This is a genomic window from Acinetobacter legionensis, assembly GCF_048551735.1.
Lineage (GTDB): Bacteria > Pseudomonadota > Gammaproteobacteria > Pseudomonadales > Moraxellaceae > Acinetobacter.
Genome location: NZ_JBIMBV010000004.1, coordinates 53556 through 75212, shown reverse-complemented (window position 1 = coordinate 75212; position 21657 = coordinate 53556). Strand labels below are relative to the sequence as shown.

Annotated in this window: 22 protein-coding genes; 6 read left to right on the top strand and 16 right to left on the bottom strand. The window is 38.1% G+C overall.

Annotated features, from left to right (window positions below):
• Positions 1–14: 14 nt before the first annotated feature.
• The 5 genes from glnD to ACG9ZL_RS04840 form a co-directional block, all read right to left on the bottom strand.
• A complete protein-coding gene (glnD, locus tag ACG9ZL_RS04860; RefSeq protein WP_336953023.1) occupies positions 15–2681 on the bottom strand; it encodes a [protein-PII] uridylyltransferase in 2667 nt (888 codons plus the stop codon).
• Positions 2682–2707: 26 nt separating this feature from the next.
• Positions 2708–3916: a formate-dependent phosphoribosylglycinamide formyltransferase gene (gene purT, locus ACG9ZL_RS04855; protein ID WP_336953022.1), complete on the bottom strand. Its 1209-nt coding sequence runs from the start codon at positions 3914–3916 to the stop codon at positions 2708–2710.
• Positions 3917–4107: 191 nt separating this feature from the next.
• Positions 4108–4605 carry a metal-dependent hydrolase gene (locus ACG9ZL_RS04850; protein WP_336953021.1) on the bottom strand — a complete coding sequence of 166 codons (498 nt, stop codon included), beginning with the start codon at positions 4603–4605 and terminating at the stop codon, positions 4108–4110.
• A gap of 168 nt (positions 4606–4773) precedes the next feature.
• A complete protein-coding gene (gene ygaH / locus ACG9ZL_RS04845; protein WP_004821146.1) occupies positions 4774–5109 on the bottom strand; it encodes an L-valine transporter subunit YgaH in 336 nt (111 codons plus the stop codon).
• A 1-nt stretch (position 5110) separates the two neighbouring features.
• The gene (locus ACG9ZL_RS04840; RefSeq protein WP_004720941.1) at positions 5111–5848 is read right to left on the bottom strand and encodes an AzlC family ABC transporter permease; all 738 of its coding nucleotides are present in this window, start codon (positions 5846–5848) and stop codon (positions 5111–5113) included.
• A gap of 104 nt (positions 5849–5952) precedes the next feature.
• Here ACG9ZL_RS04840 and ACG9ZL_RS04835 point away from each other — a divergent pair, with 104 nt between their 5' ends.
• Positions 5953–6435 carry a hypothetical protein gene (locus ACG9ZL_RS04835; protein WP_419327423.1) on the top strand — a complete coding sequence of 161 codons (483 nt, stop codon included), beginning with the start codon at positions 5953–5955 and terminating at the stop codon, positions 6433–6435.
• Between the two features lie 79 nt (positions 6436–6514).
• On the opposite strand, the gene ACG9ZL_RS04830 is transcribed toward ACG9ZL_RS04835, so the two are convergent.
• The gene (locus tag ACG9ZL_RS04830) at positions 6515–6922 is read right to left on the bottom strand and encodes a hypothetical protein (protein WP_419359254.1); all 408 of its coding nucleotides are present in this window, start codon (positions 6920–6922) and stop codon (positions 6515–6517) included.
• Between the two features lie 168 nt (positions 6923–7090).
• Complete coding sequence (locus tag ACG9ZL_RS04825) at positions 7091–7792, bottom strand: Crp/Fnr family transcriptional regulator (protein WP_336953018.1); 702 nt, start codon at positions 7790–7792, stop codon at positions 7091–7093.
• Positions 7793–8122: 330 nt separating this feature from the next.
• Here ACG9ZL_RS04825 and ACG9ZL_RS04820 point away from each other — a divergent pair, with 330 nt between their 5' ends.
• Complete coding sequence (locus tag ACG9ZL_RS04820) at positions 8123–8665, top strand: Mpo1 family 2-hydroxy fatty acid dioxygenase (RefSeq protein WP_336953017.1); 543 nt, start codon at positions 8123–8125, stop codon at positions 8663–8665.
• A gap of 222 nt (positions 8666–8887) precedes the next feature.
• On the opposite strand, the gene ACG9ZL_RS04815 is transcribed toward ACG9ZL_RS04820, so the two are convergent.
• Both ACG9ZL_RS04815 and ychF read right to left on the bottom strand, forming a co-directional pair.
• Positions 8888–9499, bottom strand: a complete 612-nt coding sequence (locus tag ACG9ZL_RS04815) for a superoxide dismutase (RefSeq protein ID WP_419327426.1) — start codon at positions 9497–9499, stop codon at positions 8888–8890.
• Between the two features lie 465 nt (positions 9500–9964).
• Positions 9965–11056 carry a redox-regulated ATPase YchF gene (ychF, locus tag ACG9ZL_RS04810; RefSeq protein ID WP_336953014.1) on the bottom strand — a complete coding sequence of 364 codons (1092 nt, stop codon included), beginning with the start codon at positions 11054–11056 and terminating at the stop codon, positions 9965–9967.
• Between the two features lie 324 nt (positions 11057–11380).
• On the opposite strand from ychF, the gene ACG9ZL_RS04805 reads away from it, so the two are divergent.
• Positions 11381–11842, top strand: a complete 462-nt coding sequence (locus tag ACG9ZL_RS04805; protein WP_336953012.1) for a hypothetical protein — start codon at positions 11381–11383, stop codon at positions 11840–11842.
• 101 nt (positions 11843–11943) lie between these two features.
• Here ACG9ZL_RS04805 and ACG9ZL_RS04800 read toward each other — a convergent pair whose 3' ends face one another.
• Genes ACG9ZL_RS04800 through ACG9ZL_RS04770 form a run of 7 tightly spaced genes read right to left on the bottom strand, consistent with a single transcriptional unit; the run spans position 11944 to position 19357 of the window.
• Positions 11944–12603 carry a methionine ABC transporter permease gene (locus tag ACG9ZL_RS04800; protein ID WP_336953011.1) on the bottom strand — a complete coding sequence of 220 codons (660 nt, stop codon included), beginning with the start codon at positions 12601–12603 and terminating at the stop codon, positions 11944–11946.
• Positions 12584–13654 (bottom strand): methionine ABC transporter ATP-binding protein, encoded by a 1071-nt coding sequence (locus ACG9ZL_RS04795; protein ID WP_419359252.1) that lies wholly within the window; start codon positions 13652–13654, stop codon positions 12584–12586. The genes ACG9ZL_RS04800 and ACG9ZL_RS04795 overlap by 20 nt, the downstream gene beginning before the upstream one ends.
• Before the next feature lie 11 nt (positions 13655–13665).
• Entirely contained in the window at positions 13666–14502 is an 837-nt protein-coding gene (locus tag ACG9ZL_RS04790) for a MetQ/NlpA family ABC transporter substrate-binding protein (protein ID WP_336953008.1), read from the bottom strand.
• A gap of 10 nt (positions 14503–14512) precedes the next feature.
• Positions 14513–15394: a MetQ/NlpA family ABC transporter substrate-binding protein gene (locus ACG9ZL_RS04785; RefSeq protein ID WP_419359250.1), complete on the bottom strand. Its 882-nt coding sequence runs from the start codon at positions 15392–15394 to the stop codon at positions 14513–14515.
• A 55-nt stretch (positions 15395–15449) separates the two neighbouring features.
• Positions 15450–16883: an LLM class flavin-dependent oxidoreductase gene (locus tag ACG9ZL_RS04780; protein ID WP_419359248.1), complete on the bottom strand. Its 1434-nt coding sequence runs from the start codon at positions 16881–16883 to the stop codon at positions 15450–15452.
• Positions 16883–18115 (bottom strand): SfnB family sulfur acquisition oxidoreductase, encoded by a 1233-nt coding sequence (locus ACG9ZL_RS04775; RefSeq protein ID WP_419359246.1) that lies wholly within the window; start codon positions 18113–18115, stop codon positions 16883–16885. The genes ACG9ZL_RS04780 and ACG9ZL_RS04775 overlap by 1 nt, the downstream gene beginning before the upstream one ends.
• 36 nt (positions 18116–18151) lie before the next feature.
• On the bottom strand, positions 18152–19357 hold the full coding sequence (locus ACG9ZL_RS04770; RefSeq protein WP_419359245.1) for an SfnB family sulfur acquisition oxidoreductase: 1206 nt from the start codon (positions 19355–19357) through the stop codon (positions 18152–18154).
• A 396-nt stretch (positions 19358–19753) separates the two neighbouring features.
• On the opposite strand from ACG9ZL_RS04770, the gene ACG9ZL_RS04765 reads away from it, so the two are divergent.
• The 3 genes from ACG9ZL_RS04765 (at position 19754) to ACG9ZL_RS04755 (ending at position 21550) form a co-directional block, all read left to right on the top strand.
• On the top strand, positions 19754–20518 hold the full coding sequence (locus ACG9ZL_RS04765; RefSeq protein ID WP_004821170.1) for a glutathione S-transferase family protein: 765 nt from the start codon (positions 19754–19756) through the stop codon (positions 20516–20518).
• Between the two features lie 71 nt (positions 20519–20589).
• Positions 20590–20964, top strand: a complete 375-nt coding sequence (locus ACG9ZL_RS04760) for a hypothetical protein (RefSeq protein WP_336953003.1) — start codon at positions 20590–20592, stop codon at positions 20962–20964.
• Positions 20965–21280: 316 nt separating this feature from the next.
• Positions 21281–21550, top strand: a complete 270-nt coding sequence (locus ACG9ZL_RS04755; protein WP_004720907.1) for a hypothetical protein — start codon at positions 21281–21283, stop codon at positions 21548–21550.
• Positions 21551–21657: the final 107 nt, after the last annotated feature.

Genomic DNA, 21657 nt, shown 5'->3' with positions numbered 1-21657 from the left:
GATAGAAAGTAAGATTAATGTTGCCCACAGATTTGATTGGATGCTTCGTCTAATGCCGCTTTTAATTTTGCGGTAAAGACTTCAGCCTCAGCTTCAGTGAGGGGGGTGCCATCTTTTTTGGTGACAAAGAAAATATCTTCTGCTTTTTCACCCAGCGTGGCGATTCTAGCAGAATGTATGTCTAAACCTTGCATCATAAATAAACCACCAACGCGTGCGAGTAAGCCCGGTTGGTCGAGAGTAGAGATTTCTACCATATTTTGCTGCAAAGCTTCGTTCAGTGTTACATCCACGGTATTTTCAATATCGAAGTGGCGAAGTTGACGTGGAATACGACGTTGCATCAAACCCGGATATTTATCTGATTCGCTTAAGGCTTTAATTAACGCCTGTTTGACTGTTTCTTCACGTTCAGGATCGGTTAATAAGGTACCGAAACGATCCAAGACCACATAAGTATCTAAACTAAAGGCTTTGGTTGCAGTGATAATCCGTGCATCTTGGACATCTAAATTCATACGATCCAAAATTGCCACTGTGGTAGCAAACAGATTGGGTTGGTCTTGAGTATAAATAAAGATCTGTACAGCATCTTGTGCGGCTTTACGGTGCGCACGCATGAGCACCAATGGTGCAGGGTTGTCGCCGTGTTGCAAAATGGCGCGAGTATGCCATGCAATTTCATCTGCGGATTCTTTAAGGAAGTATTCGTCCCCAAGCTCTTGCCAAACCTTTTCAACTTGATCGAGTGGAAACTCATCCACCAAGACTTCGCTTGCAGAGAATTTGGTATCTTCAATCAGCATTTGATAATCAACAGGTCGACCCAAACCAGAACGAATTACATCACGCGCATGGGTATAGAGTTGACGCATCAAAGAAGAGCGCCATGTATTCCAAAGTTTTGGATTGGTGGCATTGATATCGGCAACTGTCAGTGTATAGAGATAATCTAAATGCTCCATATCACCAAGCTTTTCAGCAAACTCTTTCACCACATCTGGATCAGAAATATCTTTTTTCTGTGCGGTCATCGACATCAGTAAATGGTTTTGGATGAGCCAAGCAACCAGATTACATTCGCGCTCAGTAAACCCATGCGCAAGACAGAATTCAATTGCATCTTCAGCGCCAAGTTCACTGTGATCTCCACCACGGCCTTTGGCAATATCATGGAATAATGCAGCAAGGAATACGATGTCACGGCGGACTAAGCGTTGAAATACAGAACTGACAACAGGATAGTCTTTGGCAAAGCCGGGTTCTTTAAAACGATTTAAATTACGAATTAACAGTAAGGTATGTGCATCGACGGTATAAATATGGAACAAGTCATATTGCATCAGTCCCATGATTTGCCCAAAAGCAGGAATATAATTTCCTAATACACCATAACGCTTCATTGCCACCATGGTTTCGTATAAACGATATGGAGAGCGAATGATCGCCATGAATAGTGCTTGATGGGTTGGATTATCACGAAATGCTTGATCAATTCTTTTTGCAGCTAAGGTCAAAAGACGCAGTGTACGTGCACGAATACCCTCAATTTCAGGGCGATTCGCTAAGATATAGAAAATTTCTAAAATCGCACTTGGATTTTCGGAAAAAATTTTATGTTGTTGAACTGCGAGCTTGCCATCAACCAGTTTAAAATGTTCGTTAATATTTTCGATTTTACGTTCATAGTCGGGTAAACGTGGAGTAATCACCGACTCATTGAAATAAGCCAATAACATTTCATTTAAGGTCGAAACCTGCTGCGCGGTACGATAATAACGCTTCATGAACTGTTCAATTGGATAATTTGGATGATGATCATCTTCTCGCGTATAGCCAAATTTAGCAGCAATATCACGTTGATAATCAAACAATAGACGATTTTCATCACGTTTAGTTAAACGATGTAAATGATGGCGGATTTCCCAAAGAAAGTTTTCAGCTTCCTCTAGAACGCCCAATTCAAATTCAGAAATAAAACCCAAATGAACCAAGTCGTAAATACGATTGACTCGAAAATGCCGTTTGGCAATCCAGCCAATTTGGTTAATGTCCCGAATACCGCCGGGTGCATTTTTAATGTCGGGTTCTAAATTACTTTCAGTATTGTTATGTTGCGCATAACGTTGCGCTTGTTCATCCATCTTGGCATCAAAGAAAGTCTTATCTGTCCAAGTTTGTGAAACGACACGACGAGGCCATCTTGCCAGATGTTGATTACCAATAATCAATCGTGCTTCAATCAGTGAGGTTGCAACAGTGAGATCATTGGTGGCTTGTTCAAAACAACTTCGGATAGTACGTACACTGATACCGGGTTTAAAATTCCCCACATCCCAAAGTGTAGAAATAAATTGCGTCACCGTTTGTTCTTGTTCAGGAGAAAGATCTTCTTCTGAAAGAATCATGATGTCGACATCGGAATAGGGCAACATTTCGCGCCGTCCATAGCCGCCAACAGCAAATAAACCGAGATCTGTTTGATCCAGCCCGGAATGTTTCCATAGAAACATAAGGGCTTCATCTACCACATTTGAGCGGGTACGGACAATTTCGCGTATTGTTGTACCATGATCATAAGCCTCATTTAACTGTTGTTCGACATCGCTACGCCATTGATTAATCGCTTTAATGTCATGTATATCAGTTACATATTCCAACAGAGGAGAGGTGTTGATCATGGATGTCTTGTCCGCAAATATATTGGCTAGTTGTTTAAATGAACTGTGACTTTTGCAGCCGTTTCTTGTGCAAGTTCACGTGCTTGGTCTGTTGTTTCAGCACGTGCTGTTGCCACGCCCATACGGCGACGTTTAAATCCTTCAGGTTTACCGAACAGGCGTAAGTCTGTCGCAGGATTTTGCAAAGCAAGATTTAAGCCAGAGTATGAAAGATTCTTTGCATCCATACCTGCATAGATTACAGCACTTGCAGCAATACTATGTCGTTCAGTATTGACAGGTAAACCCAAAATCGCACGTGCATGTAATTCAAATTCGCTTTGGAATTGTGATGCAAGTGTGACTAAGCCTGTATCGTGTGGACGCGGTGATACTTCACTAAACCATACTTTATCACCTTTTACAAACAGTTCTACCCCAAAAATCCCACATCCACCAAGTGCTACAGTGACTTTATTGGCAATGCGTTTGGCTTCATTTAAAGCTGCTTCTGTCATTGCTTGGGGCTGCCAACTTTCTACATAGTCGCCTGAGTCTTGACGGTGTCCAATCGGATCACAATAAGCGGTTTCAATTCCACCTGTTTCTGGATTTTTCGAACGTACAGTGAGTAAGGTGATTTCAAAATCAAAGTCAATTTGTGACTCAACGATGACTGTACCTTGATTTACCCGACCACCAGTTTGAGCATATTCCCAAGCCGCATCTACTTCAGCATATTCTTTGACACGAGATTGCCCCTTACCAGAGGAAGACATTACAGGTTTAACAAAGTTCGGATAACCAATGTCATCACATGCAGAACGGAAGCTTTCTAAGGTATTGGCAAAACGGTAAGCGGAAGTGGGTAAACCAAGTTCTTCCGCCGCTAATCGACGAATCCCTTCACGGTTCATCGTTAAATTCACTGCCTTTGCTGAAGGGATCACTGTTGCAATATTTTGTTGTTCGATTTCGACTAATACTTGAGTAGCAATCGCTTCAATTTCTGGGACAATAAGATTAGGTTTTACTTTTTCAATTAAAGCTTTTAATTCTGTTGCGTCCGCCATGTTTAAGCTATAAGAGAAATGAGCAACTTGCATGGCAGGTGCATTTTCGTAGCGATCTGCCGCGTGAACTTCAACACCAAGTCGTTGTAATGAAATCACCACTTCTTTACCAAGCTCTCCTGAACCTAACAGTAAAACTTTAAAGGCAGATGATTGAAGTGGAGTACCAATAGTAACGCTCATGCTATTCTTCCATGCTTGTCTTATGGACTGTTAGCATAGCAGAACTCAGGCGTGTGTTAAGGGCTGATTGACATAAAATAATGATATTGTCTAACAGATTTTTTTATAAAGTCTTTAGCTTCTAGATTGTTTGTCACTGCAAATGAAGTAGCTTTGAATTTTCGCAAGAAAGTTGATCAATAATTTTTTGATCAATTCTTTTTACCAACCAACATAATCAATGCAATAAGGCAGATCAGTAGTTCTATAAAAAACGACCAATGCAGAATAAAGTTTAACCACCACGGCTGATAACGTGAGCTTACTTCAAAAAACACATAGGGTTGATCAATAAACGGTGCAAAAAGCCAAACATCACCTACAAAAGTATCCAACCCGATATGTAGCAGGGCAGCACCCGAAAAAAGACTGATCATTAGGGCAGGTTTAGCGGTATATTTTGAATGGATGAAATAAAATAAAGCAATTAGAAAGATTGGAATCCAAAATGAAAACCAATGTAAAAAATACTTATGGTGGTGTACCGATCTATGATCGAATAAATAGAAATAGAATAAATCAATATCAGGAAAAACTGCACCAAGCATAATCAGCGTAAAAAAAGCTTTATTGGTGATTTTTGTCTGTTTAAATTTCTGGAGTAAAAGTTTAGCAAGTATATAGCCAGAAGGTAAGTGTGCGATAAACATATCAAGTTGCGTATTTTAAATATTATATTGGAAAGAAATCATACACAACCAATTAATTCACATGGTTTTTTATTGTAAATTGATTAGATGGAAGCATTTTAAATCCTAGAGACTTAAATTTTAAACGCTGATTTGCTGATGCATTAAAATGAACTACAATCAACAAAACTACAAATAGGTATAGACCAAACCATAGGCTAATGCTGCTGTGAGAGTCGCCAAGACAATTCTTTTAAATTTAAAATACAATCCTGTGAGTACAATAAAGCCCACCAACATCGCAAAACTTTTATTTGGGGTTTCGATCAATGGCGGAAGAGTGGCAACAATTAACATTGAACTGATTGCTGCAATGCCGATACTGCCTAATGCAATTTTTAACCATGTTGCGCCACGAGATTGTGTGTGTTGTTGGCTTTTTTGCAGCAGATAGAATGGACCAAAGCGTGAAGCAAAGTTTGCAATACCGACCAATATCCCCACCAAAATAATCTGTAAATCCACTTTAAATACTCACTTCATCAGTTTGCTTTAATACATAATGTTTAAATAATCCCGCTAAAATTCCAGACGCAATCCCAATAAAAATTGCTGCAGACATGTTGATAAAATAACAGGCCAATGCGGAAACCACTAAAGATACGGCAACCACAAAAGTATGTTTTTTCTCAAAGGCTGCCAGTAAGAAGCTTAAGAACAATGCAGGTAACAAGAAGTCTAAAGCGGCTTGTAAAAATTGCGGCAAGTCGCTGACTTGATCTGCAAATAAACCACCTAAAAATGAACCTAAGGCCCATGACATCCAGCTAAACAAGCTGAGTCCTAGCATCCAAGACTCTGACCATTCTTGACGACGTTGGGAAAGTTTAATCATTCCAGCCGCAAAAACTTCGTCGGTTAAACCCCATGCCCATACTGCAGTCTTTTTTAGGTTTAAACGGTCCTGAATCAGGTTTTGTAAGGCTGGCCCGTAAAGTACGTGGCGAATATCCAGTGCAATGACTGTAAGTGCTGTCATCCAAATAGATGTACCACTGCCCAATAATGCAACCACAAGAAATTGGCTAGCCCCAGCGTACATAGAGCAAGATAGAAATAAGGCTTCCCATGCACTAAAACCAAATTGGGTCGCGGATACACCAAAGGCAAAAGATACAGGCAGATAAGTAAAGATGATGGCTTGACTGTCTTTAGCGCCTTGCCAAAAGCCAGCAGTTTGGACTGAGGGATTGTGCTCTGACACAGGACACCTAAAACGAGAGTAAAACAAAAGGTAAAATCAAGATTGTGTATTCTACCCGAATTTACTAGCATAGTAGCGAAATGTTTATTTAGGCGTAACTTTATATGTTCGCAAATCAGTCGAAATTATTATTGAGTATGACCTTGATGTTAGGCGTTTTAGGTTTACAAGCATGTGGTAATTCATCTTCTGAACCTAAAGAAAAAGTTGAAATTAAAGCTGCGCCAAAACTAACCAATGATGCGACAACCTATGCCAACGAAGCATGGAAATTGATTAATCAGGTTGAACCCTTTGTCTACCGTAAGCAATTAAATTTGATTGAAGATAATGTACGTAAACCTTTAAGAAAGTTAAGTACAGACTGGCGTATCAACGTCAAAATGACCGATTCAGTGACAGAAGGTAAATACGCTTTGTGTCGTAAAGCCATGACCAGTTTAGATACTTGGGCAAGATCGACACTTGAAAAAGATGGTGAGATGCAAAAAAATCAATCGCAATATGAACGTGATAAAGCACAATGCAAAGATGCAATTGAAAATCCAAGTTTAGGCAATACCAAAGCAAATAATAATATTTTTTAAATGGTCTTAGAAAAAATGGCGCAAATATGCGCCATTTTTTTAATTCATATGAACGTTCGTTAAGTAAGCTTTTCGTTGCTTAAGGTTTTAACGGATTGGTCGATGCTGTTTTCACGGCCTTGTCTTTAGCAGCAGTTGACTTTGTAGCGGCGTCATTTTTTACAGCTTTGGTTGTTGCTTCCGCTTTTGCTTTGCTTGCGGCAGTCTCTGTTTTTAGCTTTGTCGCTGCTTCTTTCGGTTTCGCTTCAACAGCTTTGGTTGCAGCTATGCTTTTGTCTTTGGCTTGAGTCACATCTGCTTTGGCTTTTGTGCTTGCAGTGGTCGCTTTTTGAGTCGCTTGAGCTGCAGGATTTGCAGCGACGCATTTGCCACCTTTATGGTTTGGGCCTGTACCACCAACCAATGTTGTACCTTTAGGACAAGCAAAAGCAGAAGCGCTAAGTACAGTGAATAATCCCGCTGTGAGCAATGTTGTGATTTTTTTCATTTATTTCAACTTTTATTGAGATGGCATTAGCGCCTCGCTAAAATATAATTGTATTTTTCACAAAGTAGAATAGATTATTTGTATATTTTATTTATGAAATGATTATATATTCCAGCCGTTTAAGGTGAATTTAATATTTATCTAAAAGTAGAAAAGTGATGTGTTAAATTAGAGTTGGCCTAGTGAGTGAGCAATAGAATGTAATTGCTTGATATCTAAAATTTCTATTTTTTTAAAGGCAATTTTTAAAACGCCTTGTTGTTCGAGTAAATGTAATTCTTGGTTAATGGTCTGACGTGAGCATTTGAGCAGCAATGCCAATTGTTCTTGTGATAAATGAATGATGTTATTTTCAATACGGATATGATTGCCATAGCCGTTTAAGATAAACATCAAACGCTGAGCTAATCGTTGTCGTATATGTTGGGTTTGAATTGAAATGAGTTCTAAAAAAGCATAGCGAAGTTTTTGACTGGTCAATTGGGCGATATGGAACCAATATTGCGGATAGTCATTTAAAATTTTCTGAATCGCTTGGCTGGGGAGATGTAAAATTAAACATTTTCCAACAGCAATTGCATCATGAGAACGTGGTTGCTGATCCACCAAAGAAATTTCTCCAAACCACATAATTGGTTCTGCAATAGCAGCAACGGATTCATTTCCTTCAATATCAATATAGCCTAAGCGTACCCGACCATCTAAGACGGCATAGATGCCATTAAATAGATCGCCTGATCTGAAAATCGCTTGATCACGCTCAAATTTTTGATAATGGGCTCGTTGTTGAATCAATTGTTGAAAAGGAATAGGCAGTTGTGAATACCATAAATTCTTTGATAATAATTCAAGATCCGTTGAATTCAGCACAATATGTCCTTTTATATATCATGGTTAATCTTTGCTTTGATTTTAAAATATATCTAACAGCAGTTAGTAGGGTAGAAATTACCTTAGATAAAATCAGTAACGATAAGCGCTGAGTAGAACCATTTACAATCCTCCTTCAAGAGCAATAATTTAGCAGAAATATGACACAATCACAGGCCATAATGTATCAATAAGTTTATTGTGAAAGCTGTTGTTATCTACTTCTTTGAAAATTTAAATGAAAAATCAATTCAAGTTGTCAGGTAGACGACAACTTTTATCTTAGCGCTTTTATATAGTGAAATGAAGAGATTAACAAGGACGCTGAAAATGAATAGATTAGAGCAACTTCTTAGCCAATACGCAGCTTATCATTTAGACCATAAAAATGTATTTACGCATTTTATTGGTATTCCGATGATCGTATTTTCAATCATGTGTTTAACGGCTAGAGCAGGGGTGATGCTTTCAAGTTTTGAAATCACTTTGGCATTGATTCTATTGGTTTTAAGTGTGATTTATTATTTGAGTCTGGATAAATCATTGGGCTTTTTAATGTTGGTTATTTATGCAGTAGCCTATCCATTTGCCTATAAAATTGCGCAATTGGGCATGGGAACTTGGTTAAGTATTAGTATTGGTACTTTTGTTGTAGGATGGGTATTCCAATTTGTAGGGCATTTTTATGAAAAGAAAAAACCCGCATTTGTTGACGATTTAGTCGGTTTAGCAATTGGTCCATTATTTGTTTTAGCTGAATTTGTATTCTTGCTGGGTTTTCGTAAAGATCTACAAGAAAAAATGCTAACAGAAGCGAGAAAGCAACGAACTGCCATGGATGAAAAATCATTAGACGCTTTACACGCGAAATAATTAGAAAGATAAAGAATCTAGTTCATGATAAAACCCTTTAAGTCAGGAATTTAAACTGACTTAAAGGGTATCGACTTCTATATTTTTGTTTGTCTTAGAATAAGAATTCTTTGATAAAAATCACTAAACCAAAGAAAAAAATGGCGCAACCAATATAAAATTTTATTTTTTTAATCATTGAAGAATTGAAGATTGGCATCGTCATATGGTCTGTATAGTATTTCATTGGATTGCTTCTAAATAACGGCGATTCACTTCTTCCCAATTCACAACATTATAAAATGCCGCAATATATTCGGGACGACGATTTTGGTATTTTAAATAATAAGCATGTTCCCAGACATCTAAAGCCAGAATCGGGATATTTCCATTCATCAGTGGTGAATCTTGATTAGCACTGCTTTCTACGATGACTTTCTTTTCAGGGGTAACGCTCAACCATGCCCAGCCACTGCCAAATCGTGTCAGTGCTGCTTTGGTAAAAGCTTCTTTGAAGTTTTCAAAACCGCCAATATCTCTGTCAATTGCTTCAGCGATTTGTTTAATTGGCTCTCCACCACCTTGAGGACTCATTACTGTCCAGAATAAAGAGTGGTTAGCATGTCCACCACCATTATTAATCACGCTATTTTTAAGATCAGCAGGAACTTCATTCACTTTTGAAACCAGTTCTTCAATCGACAACTTTTCCCATGGCGTACCTTCAACTGTAGCATTGATATTATTGATATAGGTTTGATGATGTTTGGTATGGTGGATTTCCATTGTTTTTGTATCAATATTAGGTTCAAGTGCATCGTATGCATAAGGCAGTTGTGGAAGCGAGTAAGCCATGAATCAATCCTGTTATGTTGAGTATAGTGATAATGCTAATAATTATCATTATTATATATGAGCATCAAAAGTGCAACCAACTTAACTTTATTATTGTGTAGCTGATTTCAAAATAGAGATGATCAATTGAGGCAGGGGCTTAGCGATAGACGCTTGGCGCGTTTTAAGATGTAAATAAATATCGCGTATATTTACTGGAATATTATAATTTTAAATGTTGATATTTTTTTATAAAAACCTGAATACGTGTTTCATTAAAAAGCAGAGTTAAAATTAGATCGATAAGGGGATTGGTCAAAGTGATCCGCAAATCAATCAACAGATCGTTGAATCTAGATTTAGAAAACAAGTTTTAAGTATTCGTCAGACATTTATAAACCAAACTAAAACCAGCGAAAGATTCTATGATGAAAAAAAACAGGTTGAAGAAGTCTTCAACCTGTCTCATCAAAGAATGAGATCTGCTTATACGTTAAAACGGAAGTGCAAGACATCACCATCTTGAACGATGTAAGTTTTACCTTCTAAACGCCATTTTCCTGCTTCTTTAGCGCCGTTTTCACCGTTGTATTGGATGAAATCATCATAAGCGATACATTCTGCACGAATAAAGCCTTTCTCAAAGTCAGTGTGGATTACACCCGCAGCTTGAGGTGCAGTTGCACCCACTTTTACAGTCCAAGCACGTACTTCTTGAACACCTGCTGTAAAGTAAGTTTGTAAGCCAAGTAAGCTATAACCTGCACGAATCACCACATTTAGACCTGGTTCTTCCATACCTAATGCTTCAAGGAATTCAGCACGATCTTCATCATCCAACAATGAAATTTCAGCTTCGATTTGGTTGCAAAGCGGAACAACGATTGCATTTTCCTCAGCAGCTAACTTTTTCACAGCTTCAAGGTGTGGGTTGTTTTCAAAACCATCTTCTGCAACGTTTGCAATATACATGGTTGGTTTTAATGTCATTAAACCAAAACCACGCACAAGTTTACGTTCATCATCATCTAAATCAGCTGCACGAGCAGGCTTGCCTTCATCAAGTAAAGGTAGAATTTTTTCTAAAACAGATTTTGTTGCAAGCGCTTCTTTATCACCGCTTTTAGCTGATTTTGCCAAACGTGTAACTGCTTTCGTTACGGTTTCTAAGTCAGCAAGTGCAAGTTCAGTATTAATCGTTGCAATATCATCTAATGGATCAATTTTACCATTTACATGAATTACGTTTTCATCTTCAAAACAGCGTACAACGTGTGCAATTGCATCAGTTTCACGGATATTTGCAAGGAATTGGTTACCCAAACCTTCGCCTTTAGATGCACCTGCAACTAAACCTGCAATATCGACAAATTCCATCGTAGTTGGAATAACACGTTGTGGTTTAACAATGGCTGTTAATTTGTCTAAACGTGGATCAGGTACAGGTACGATGCCTGTATTTGGTTCAATGGTACAGAATGGGAAGTTTTCCGCAGCAATAGCAGCTTTAGTCAATGCATTGAAAAGTGTAGATTTACCAACGTTCGGCAAGCCGACAATACCGCAATTAAAACCCATGAAATAACTCACAAAGTGTTATATAAAAATTGCGGATGATTTTACATGAAAGCCATGACAAAGTCAGGTCTGAGACCTATAAGTTTTTAAACAGATCATGACTATATTATATCCTGTGCTAAATATTTGAGTGTAAATAGAGTTTTATTGAGCAAAAATAATAGTGCAGTTAGAGAAATTGTGAAGGCATATAAATTCTATTGACTAGGATATTCCCAACCCTAGTATGCTTATATCTATACAATATTTACCTGATTTCAGGGATATGTTGATCAAAGTTTATTGGTTATTTTTTAACTTCCTTATTGAATAGCAGTACTTAAAATGACTAAACATTATTCAAATGTAAACCTTGTCAATAAGACAAATAAGACTATATCAGAAATCAAGTTTTTACATCGTTATGATTCAGATGTATATAATTATGGCGATAAGGACATTTTAGAGAAAGAAAAACCTTATTTGATTTGTGTCGCAGAATATTGGACAGGTTTTCTAAGAGTCGGTGTAGATTATTGGTGGATCCAATTTAAACTCGAAAATAAAACATATACTTGCAAGGCTAATTTCTTTTGTACGTTAATGTCAGAAGATGGTGGTAAAGATGTGACTGTCGAAGTGCATACTGACAAAATGTATATTAAACCAGCCAAGTCCAGTAGTTGCTATGTTGGTTTATATGAGCCTTCACTTCTTGCTGAACAATTTGAACAAGAGTTGATATTGTCTGGTATAGCGACTGAACCTCAACCGGCTTCAGCATTTAAAAAATGTAATTGCGATTAATGCAAATGTTATAATTTTAGAATAATCGTTATTTAAAAGGAACTAAATCTTCCTTTTAAATAACGTCATAGGGTTCGTATTTTAAAAAAGGATCAATCCGTTCAAATCTTCCGCTTATCCAACTGGCTTGCCAAACTGTCACCAAATGCCTGAACGATCATGACCAAAGCCACCAAGACTACAATCACAGCAAACATCATTTGCATATCAAAGCGTTGATAACCATAACGGTAGGCAATATCACCTAAGCCACCAGCACCAATTGCACCCGCAATTGCAGAGGAGTTAATCATGGTGACAATTGTGACTGTAAAACCTGCCACAATACCGGGAAGGGCTTCAGGTAAAAGTACATGCCAAACGATTTGCTTACGGTTACAGCCCATTGCTTGTGCAGCTTCGATTAGACCTTGATCGACTTCACGCAAGCTAACTTCTGCAATACGGGCAAAAAAAGGTGTCGCGGCTAACGTTAATGGAACAACAGCTGCCCAGACTCCGTAACTGGTTCCGACAATCCAACGGGTTAAAGGAATCAGTGCCACCATTAAAATCAAAAAGGGAACAGATCGGGTAATATTAATCACCGTGCCTAATGCATGGTTAATCTTTTTAGATGGGTAAATCCCTTGCTCAGATGTATTGACCAAAATCACGGCCAAAGGTAAACCGATCAAAAAGGCAACAATGGCAGATACACCAACCATCAGTAAGGTATCTATGGTTCCGGTCAGCAATAAATCAATGAGTTGCTCTTGCATAGCCAAGTACCTCTATTTGCGCAATTTGATGTTTTAACCTTTCTTGTAAATTATGCAGGTCTAAATGGGTTTGTTCAGTACCGACAATCAGTGTTCCAATCAAATGGTTTTGGATATTGTCGATGTGACTTTGATATAAATGTACCGATTTTTCAAAAACTTTAAAAAGTTCCACTAAATCAGGTGAGTTTTTCGGATCGGTTTCATAACGTAGTTTTAAAATGCTATGGGTGGAATCTTGTTGCAGCTCTGTATGCACTGGAAAGGGCAAATCGAGCTGTTCTAGGTTTAACAATTCTTGTGTGATTTTCTGCTGAGGCTGTGAAAACACGGACCAGACTTGTCCTGACTCAACAATTTCACCATGTTCAATCACCACCACTTGATCGCAAATTTCACGAATTACTTGCATTTCATGGGTAATTAAAACAATGGTAATCCCCAATTCTCGATTGATTTTTTTCAACAAGGATAAAACCACTGAGGTACTTTCAGGATCAAGTGCAGACGTTGCTTCATCACACAATAATATTACTGGATGATGCACCAGCGCACGAGCAATACCAACACGTTGCTTTTGACCACCAGACAGCTGTGAAGGGTAGTTATGTGCTTTATTTCCCAATCCGACCAGATCTAAAACATCGTTGACACGTGTTTCAATTTCAGCTTTATCGACATGGGCAATTTTTAAAGGCAATGCCACATTGTCCCAAACGGTTTTGGCAGACATTAAATTAAAATGCTGAAAAATCATCCCGATTCTTTGCCGTGCTTGAATCAATTCAGCATGACTGAGTTCAGCCAAATTCTGTTGATGAATATGAATACTGCCTTCAGAAATACCTTCTAAACCATTTAAGGTTCGGATTAAGGAAGATTTACCTGCACCACTTTTACCGATGATGCCGAAAATCTTGCCTTGAGGAATATCTAAGTTGATATTTTTTAATGCATGGATCTGTTGATCTTGCCCATCATAGTATTTATTCAGATCACGAATTTTGATATGAGGGACTGAAAAATCAACATGCGAACCGAAACTCACCATTTCTATTCTCCTTATTTCCAGCCTGCAAACCACATATCTTTGCCGAAATCTTTATCTAAAATATCTCGAACTTGCTGTGAGTTTTGGAAAGCTTGAATAAATTTCTCTAACTTTTGATTTTTGTCTTGATAATCGGTACGTGTCACAAAAAGAATGGCGTACTTTTTATCAACGGGATCTAAAAACAGCGCACTATGCGGATCGGCTTTTTTTGCCATATTTAAGTAATGCGGAAAACCAAAAATCAGATCTGCATCATCATAAGCTAAAGCTGTTTGTGGACCTTCAACTTCCAAAAACTTCAAGTGTTTTGGGTTTGCAACAATATCTTGAAGTGTTGAAAGTTCATTGTTGATGTCTTTGATTTGAATTAACCCAGCGCGGTGTAGCAAGATCAAAGCACGCGCAGAGTTAACGGGGTCACTGGGGATGACAACACGAGCATTTTGAGGTAAAGCTGCTAAGGATTTATATTGTTTTGAATATAAACCGACATGGCTGCCGCTACCTGTACCAAAAGCATGCAAATCGTAATTGGTTTGTTTAATGGCATTTTTTAAAAATACACTTTGTTGGAAAAAGTTGGCGTCAATGTCACGGTTTTGCACCGCAACATTGGGCGCTTGCCAATCTGAAAATTCGACCAGTTTGACATGGATACCATCTTTCTCTACCTCTTTGGCAACTGTTTGTAGTAATTCTGCATAAGGTGGGCTAATGCCAATCGTGAGTACATTATCCTTTTGTTGATTTTGTACATAACGATAGGTAAACAGCCCCAATAATACGATGACAACAGCAAGACCAATCAGCAGGTTCTTGTTTTTGAGTTTGGAAACTTGGGACATGAGTTATTCCTTATTTCCAACCAGGGAACCATAAATTTTCACCAATATCATCATTCAAAGCCTGTTTGACCTTGTCCGAAGTCTGGTAAATTTTTACAAACTCTTTTAACTGTTTGGCTTTTTCTGGGTGCTTTTGCTCATAGTCATCTTTTACGACAAACAAGATCGCATAACGGGTATTGGTATTATCATCGAGTAATAATGCTTTGTTTGGATCAATGGTTTTTGCAAGACGTAAATAAAGCGGGTAGCTAAATACTAAATCAGCATCATCTACAGCACGCGCAGTTTGAGGTCCTTCAACTTCAATAAATTTAAAGTTTTTAGGATTTGAGATAATGTCTTGTAAGTTCGATAAATGGTTATTCGGATTTTTTAAGGTGATGAGTTTTGCCTGTTGCAAAAGCAACAGTGCGCGACCTTGGTTGACTGGGTCATTTGGAATCACCACACGTGCATTTTCAGGGACAGCCGCTAAAGAATCATATTTTTTAGAATATAAACCCACATGTGTTGCCACACCAGTGGCAATCGGTTTCAGTTTAAAATCAGTTTCTTTTAACGCATTGGTTAAAAATGGTTGGTGTTGGAAATAGTTTGCATCAATATCACCATGATTTAGTGTGATATTCGGTGTGTTCCAATCTGAAAACTCCACCAGTTTAATATGAATCCCTTGTTTCTTGGCTTCCTCTGCTGCAACTTGTAAAGGCTTGGCAAAGGGTGGGCTAATACCAATGGTGATTTCTTCTGAACCGGCTTTTTTATGTTGGTTCCAATAAAAAAGTCCTGCAATCACGGCAATAATGATCACACCAAGCAGAATAAATTTATTCTTGGAGCCTGATTTTTTGGATGGATTACCATTTGCAGGTGAGTTTATTTGAGTCATGTGACACCCCTTAAAGTGAAATTATTCAATTCATCATGTTTGCTGATTAGGTTATTTAGGCAGTTTGCTTTTGCCGATCTGCCGTTTCGATGCTGTTGTTATGATTTGAGTTTTGACATCGAAAATCAGCAGCAGGGTGTTGTTGAGTTAAATGATCACCCTGTTTAAAGATTTTGTTACGTAAAGAACCATTTTCATATTTGGTTTTAAATCTGCCACGTTGTTGAAGTTCAGGAATAACAAAACGAATAAAGTCATGATGTGATTCAGGCGCAACAGTACGAGTTAAGTTAAAGCCATCAATACCTGTTTCATCAATCAACTGAATTAATTTTTCAGCAATTGTTTCACCACTTCCAACAATCAGTGGATAACGACCACCGAGTTGATGCTGTGCTTTAAGATCGTTAGGCGTGATTTGGTTTTCCTTAAATTTATTATTGACTGAAGCAATACTGTTGGTTTGTTGATATGGGATTGCCTCATCATCAGCATAATTGGATAGGTCTATACCGACTGAACTTGAGAAATGTGCTAAACCTGCTTCTGGACTTGCATAGCGGGCATATTCAGCTAATTTCTCTTGAGCTAATTCATCTGTTTCTGCTGTAACCACTGTGATTCCCACAAAGATTTTAATATCTTCGGGATTACGGCCTTGCTGCACAGTCAATTCTCGAATCTTGTCCACTTGTTGTTTGATTTTTGCAGGTTGATCACCCCCAATAAAGACACATTCCGCATGACGTGTGGAGAATGCTAAACCGCGTGGTGAAGCACCTGCTTGAAAGAGCACAGGGGTACGCTGTGGTGAAGGTGAGACTTGGAAAACCCCTTCGCTTTGATAAAAGCGCCCTTGATGGTTAATTTGATGAACTTTTTTCGGGTCAGTAAAAATACGCTTTTGCTTATCTTTTTGTACTGCATCATTTTCCCAAGAACCTTCCCAAAACTTATAGCAAAGCTCTAAAAATTCTTCAGCTTGTTCATAACGTAAGTCATGATCTTTTAGACCTTTTTGCCCAATCAAGCGCTCAGCACTGTCTAAATAACCTGTCACAATATTCCAGCCAATCCGACCTTGTGTGAGATGATCTAAACTCGCAAATCGCCGTGCGAATTGGTACGGTGTTTCATAACTAAGGTTTACGGTCACGCCAAAACCTAGGTTTTGGGTAACAGCTGCCATTGCAGAAATCAGGGTAGATGGGTCATGACTCGGCAGTTGAATGGACTCTTTTAAGGTTAAATCTATACCATTCTGATAAACATCATAAACACCGGTAATGTCTGCGATAAACAACCCATCAAATAAACCTTGCTCCAAGGTCTTAGCGAGATCAGTCCAGTAATTGAGCTCATTAAAACGATGAGATTCATCACGCGGATGGGTCCATAAGCCGTGATTGATATGGCCGACACTGTTCATGTCAAAAGCATTGAGTAAAATTTGTTTTTTAGGTGCTGTATGTTGAGATGTATGTGTCATTACAATGTCCCTCTGCGTGGTGGAAGGATGTTGTTTAATACATAGTTTCCAATAAAATAATATTTCCAGCGTGATGCATCATGCAGTGTATGTACCCGTACATTGCGCCAATGTCGATCTAAGCCATCGGCACGTTGACTACCGCGACTTCCGGCCAACTCGATCAATTTTGAAGACGCTTTTAATGCTGTTTCTGTACTGTGTGCACGGACTTTAGCTACATCTAGTGAGGCTTTGGCAATATTTTCAACTGTAGGTTGTGGTTTTGCTGCATCAATAGATTGAGCAGCTTGTTTTAATAAAACCTCACTTGCTCTTACATCAGCAGCAACACGACCTAATTCATAAATGGTCAGTGGATCTTGGTCTGCACGTTCTACATTGGCATCAATCCATGCGCGTGCTTGTTTAACCCGTTCTATTGTTTCTTCAAATGCTGCACGCGCAATGCCTGTTTCAATCGCAGCATGCATAATTTGTGCAAATGGCCCAACAAGGGTGGGTTCAGAAAATGCAGTGTCAAAACGAATGACATATTCAGATTCAACAAAAACTTGATTGAATTTAACGGTACCACTGCCTGTGGTTTTTTGTCCAAAGCCTGACCAATCATTGATACGTTGTAAGCCTTGTGCATCTGCAGAAATAAAAGCCAAATATTCACGTTCTTCAGCATCACGAACTAATGTTGGAATACGATGGGCAAATAGACTGCCCGTGCAATAGAACTTTTCCCCATTGACCACATAACCATGTTCAGTTTGACTAATCTGGGTATGCTTTTGTGCAGCAGTCTTGGTCTTAAATTCAGCGAGAGCATTGCCAAAACGTGCGCCTTGAAGTACTTCGCTATAGATTTTTTTCTTTTGCTGCTCGGTGCCTGTATTACGCAATACTTCTAGTGCATAAAAATGGTTTTGAGGGATTTGACCAAGAGAGCCATCTACGCCACTGAATAATGCAATTATTTTAGCAACAGTATGACTAGAGACCTCTGCACCACCATATTGCCGTGGTACTGTGATCGCCCATAACCCTGATTGACTAAAAGCTTCAACCTCATCAAATGGTAAAATTCTTTCAGCATCACGGAGTACCGCATTCTCTTTAAATTGCTGACTCAACTGTTGCGCGATTTCTAATGCTTCTTGATCATTTTGAATAATATGTGCTTGCGCAAAGGGATGATTGTGTACATCCAATGTTTTATTGATATCTTGATAAGTTGTCATATATATTTCCCTGATGAGTAACGAAGTTATTTAACTTTAAATCCACGCATGGCGTTGATTTTGCGTACCATTTAAGTAATAGTTTCCAATGGCATGAAGTTTCCAACGCACAGGGTCATGTAAGGTATGCACACGAGCATTACGCCAGTGTTGATCGAGATTATGAGTTTCTAGGCTTGAACGACTACCGCCCAATTCAAGTAATTTTTCAGAAATAAGTAGTGCTGCATCATTGGCATACACTTTTGCCTCAGCAACGATAATGGAGGCTTTACTGGCTTGTTCAGGACTGACGATATCTTGTGAATCTAATTGATCTAAATATTCTGCGGCTTCATCCAGTAATAAAATGGATGCATCGAGTAAGATATTGAGCTTACCGACTTCTTGTAGGGTATACGCTTCAAAACTGGCTTTATCCACATTGGCATCAATGATTGGACGCGCTTTATGGATTGCAGATAAAGTATCTGCAAACGCAGCTTCTGCAATGCCCACATCAATCGCAACCTGAATCAGTTGTGAGTACGCACCACGATATTTTGAAGCATCGGCAAGTGGTTTTTCATCCATAATAAGATCTGGGTGAACCACAACATTCTTTAAACGCACTGTGCCACTTGCCGTTGTACGTTGTCCAAAGCCATCCCAATCATCAACAATTTCAACACCGTCAGCTTTTGCATTAATAATCGTTAAAACAATATGACCATCTGGGTGAATTGCGCGTATCGCCAACCAATCGGCAAAATGTGAACCCGTTGAATAAAACTTCTCACCATTTAAAAGGTATTGATCATTGATCTGTTCTAAACGTGTTTCAATGGTGCGGGTATCTTTAGTATTGCGTTCTGGACCACCGTTAGAAAGACGTTTACCATTTAAAATTTCAGTATAAATAAACTGTTTTTGCTGTTCATTGGCAATGTGCTCAATGGCATTTAACAAACCAAATTGATTCTGAGGAATCTGGCCAACACTGGCATCTGCCTTAGATAAAATACGGAAAACATGCGCAAGGGTTTTATTTGAAACTTGAGCGCCACCATATTTTTTGGCAATACGAATTCCGCCTAATCCTTTAAGGCTTAATTCTTGTATGACATCAACAGGTAAAATTCGTTGTTGATCACGTATATTTCGTTCTACCAAAGCAAAATCAGCAACTTGGTAAGCCGCATTTATGGCTTGTTGATCGTTTTGGATCACAAAGGCTGAGGTAGAAGAATTCAAACTAGACATATTGGCACCTTTCAATAGATACCAAAACGCTAAGCAATATTACGGTAAAAATTAAACGAACTATTGTGCTTAACTTATCTAAAATTATTGTTAGGATAAAAATCGCAAAGTTTTTTAATATTGAGTATAAGTTAACATATTGAAATTTATAATTTAGTTTAAGTTATTCTAGTCTGATTTTTAGTTTGAGTCAGCTTTGTTATTCCTATTGCGAATAAAGAATAAAGAAACTGATATAACCATAGAATAAGCATTGGGTCATATGACGAGCGATTGAAGTAAAAAGTACATTGTAATTCAGGTGATGAATGTCTAAAGTACATAAGATCACTCAGGATTAATCTTAACTTTTAGATTTATCTAAGCTTTTAATTAAAAAAATAATTTGGAGACTACATGCGTACGTTGTACCAATTCCCACTCTCGCATTACTGTGAAAAAGCCCGTTGGTTGCTTGATCATAAAGAATTGGATTTTGTTGCGCAGAATTTAATCCCAGGTGTCCATCGTGCATTTGCACAACTTAAAACAGGGCAAAACAAGCTGCCTATTTTAAAAGATGGAGAACGTTTTATTGCGGGGTCGACTCAAATCGCATTGTATCTAGATGATGTTTATCCTGAACATCGACTGCTTCGTACCGATCACACGCTTCGTGAAAAAACCTTAGAAATTGATCTGATTGCCAATGAGTTAGGTATTCATGTACGCCGTTGGGGATTGGCACATGCTTTAGCAGAAGGCGATGAACCGCTAGAAATTATGATTGGTGAAAAAGGCTATTTACGTCAATTTGAAAAAATTTCAAAGCCTATTCTAAAAACTATGGTTTCAAAAAGTTATCAATTGGACAAAGAGAAAGTCGAAGAATCTAAATACAATTTAGAGCTGACTATCGACAGTTTAAATAAGATCTTGATTGATAACGGTTGCCGCTATTTTGTGGGTGATCGCCTTGGTTTGGCAGATATTTCAGTATGTTCAATTCTTGCGCCTTTATTAGAATTACCTGCGACACCGTGGGAAAAGGAATATGCAGAAAATATTTCTCAAGAGTTTACCGAATTTAGCCAACATTTGTTAGAACTTCCTTTAGGGCAATACGTGAAAAGAATTTACGCAACTGAGCGCAATGCACGTGTAGATTGGCGAGGAATGTAAAATTTCAAAGCAAGAAACTCTCCAATTTACTGAAAAATTAAGTATCATAGTGTGGAATTGGAGATTTTTTAATGCAGAAGTTCGTAATTTTAGGTGCGATAAGCACTGTTTTATTGATGGTGGGTTGTACTGAGAAAAAGCCTGCAACTCCTGAAGAAATTTGGAAAGGTTACTGTACCAGTATTGGTAATGCTGCACGCTCTATTACTCTAGATCGTCAAAATGGGATTACCAAGAAAGAAGCAATTGAGTATGCAAATAAAGTCACTGATCCAACGACTAAAGGCTTTGTACTTGAGTATTTAGAAAAAGTCTATGCATTATCAGATGCAGAGCTAAAAGCGGATAAAGATGCAGTTCAAGCAAAGTTTAAGAACGAAGCATTTGAACAGTGTTTAAATACACCGCATGATCCCAAAAAAATGCCAGATTATAAACCGTTCTAAGGAGCGGTTTTTTATGGCTTAAAGTACCAAAATAGGCAATATGCTTGGTTAGCAGACAATGAAAGAATAGAATTTGTGTAAATTAGAAATGCGAATCGTGAATGGTCAATACATTCACACTTTTGAGTGTCCATCCCTTTAAATCATTTATATGTGTTTTTTGCATAAAGATTACCATGACGTGTTTTTTATGTTGGGTTATCGAGAATCTCTAAGTAATCGACAAGCCTCGTCACAAAAAATGATTAGCATATAAATTGAAAAGCATATATACAATATAGAAATAGAAAACAAAAAGTAGCATAGGAGTGAGACAATGGAAGTAGTTGCTTATTTACATAATGCAGATTTGCTCTTAGAAGATGACAATGGTGTCGCTGTGATTAGCGGAAGTCATTATGTGCTGAGTTTAGGTGATCAAGTTTTTTTCCAAGAAGTCATTGACGAACGAGCGAAGTTATACCAAGTAAAAATTTCATTTGCGTGTACTGAACATTCAATGTTTCATGAAGATGAAGTGCAAATGAAATTTGAAGGTTGTCGTACAGAATTTCAAAAGTATGTAGACAGTACAACAGTCCACTAAGGTGGAATGTACTTTGCTCTAAAAAAAAGGCAACATATGTTGCTTTTTTTATGGCTAAAACAGTCTAAAAGCCATGTAGGCATAACTTCTTTCGGATTAAAGAGAAG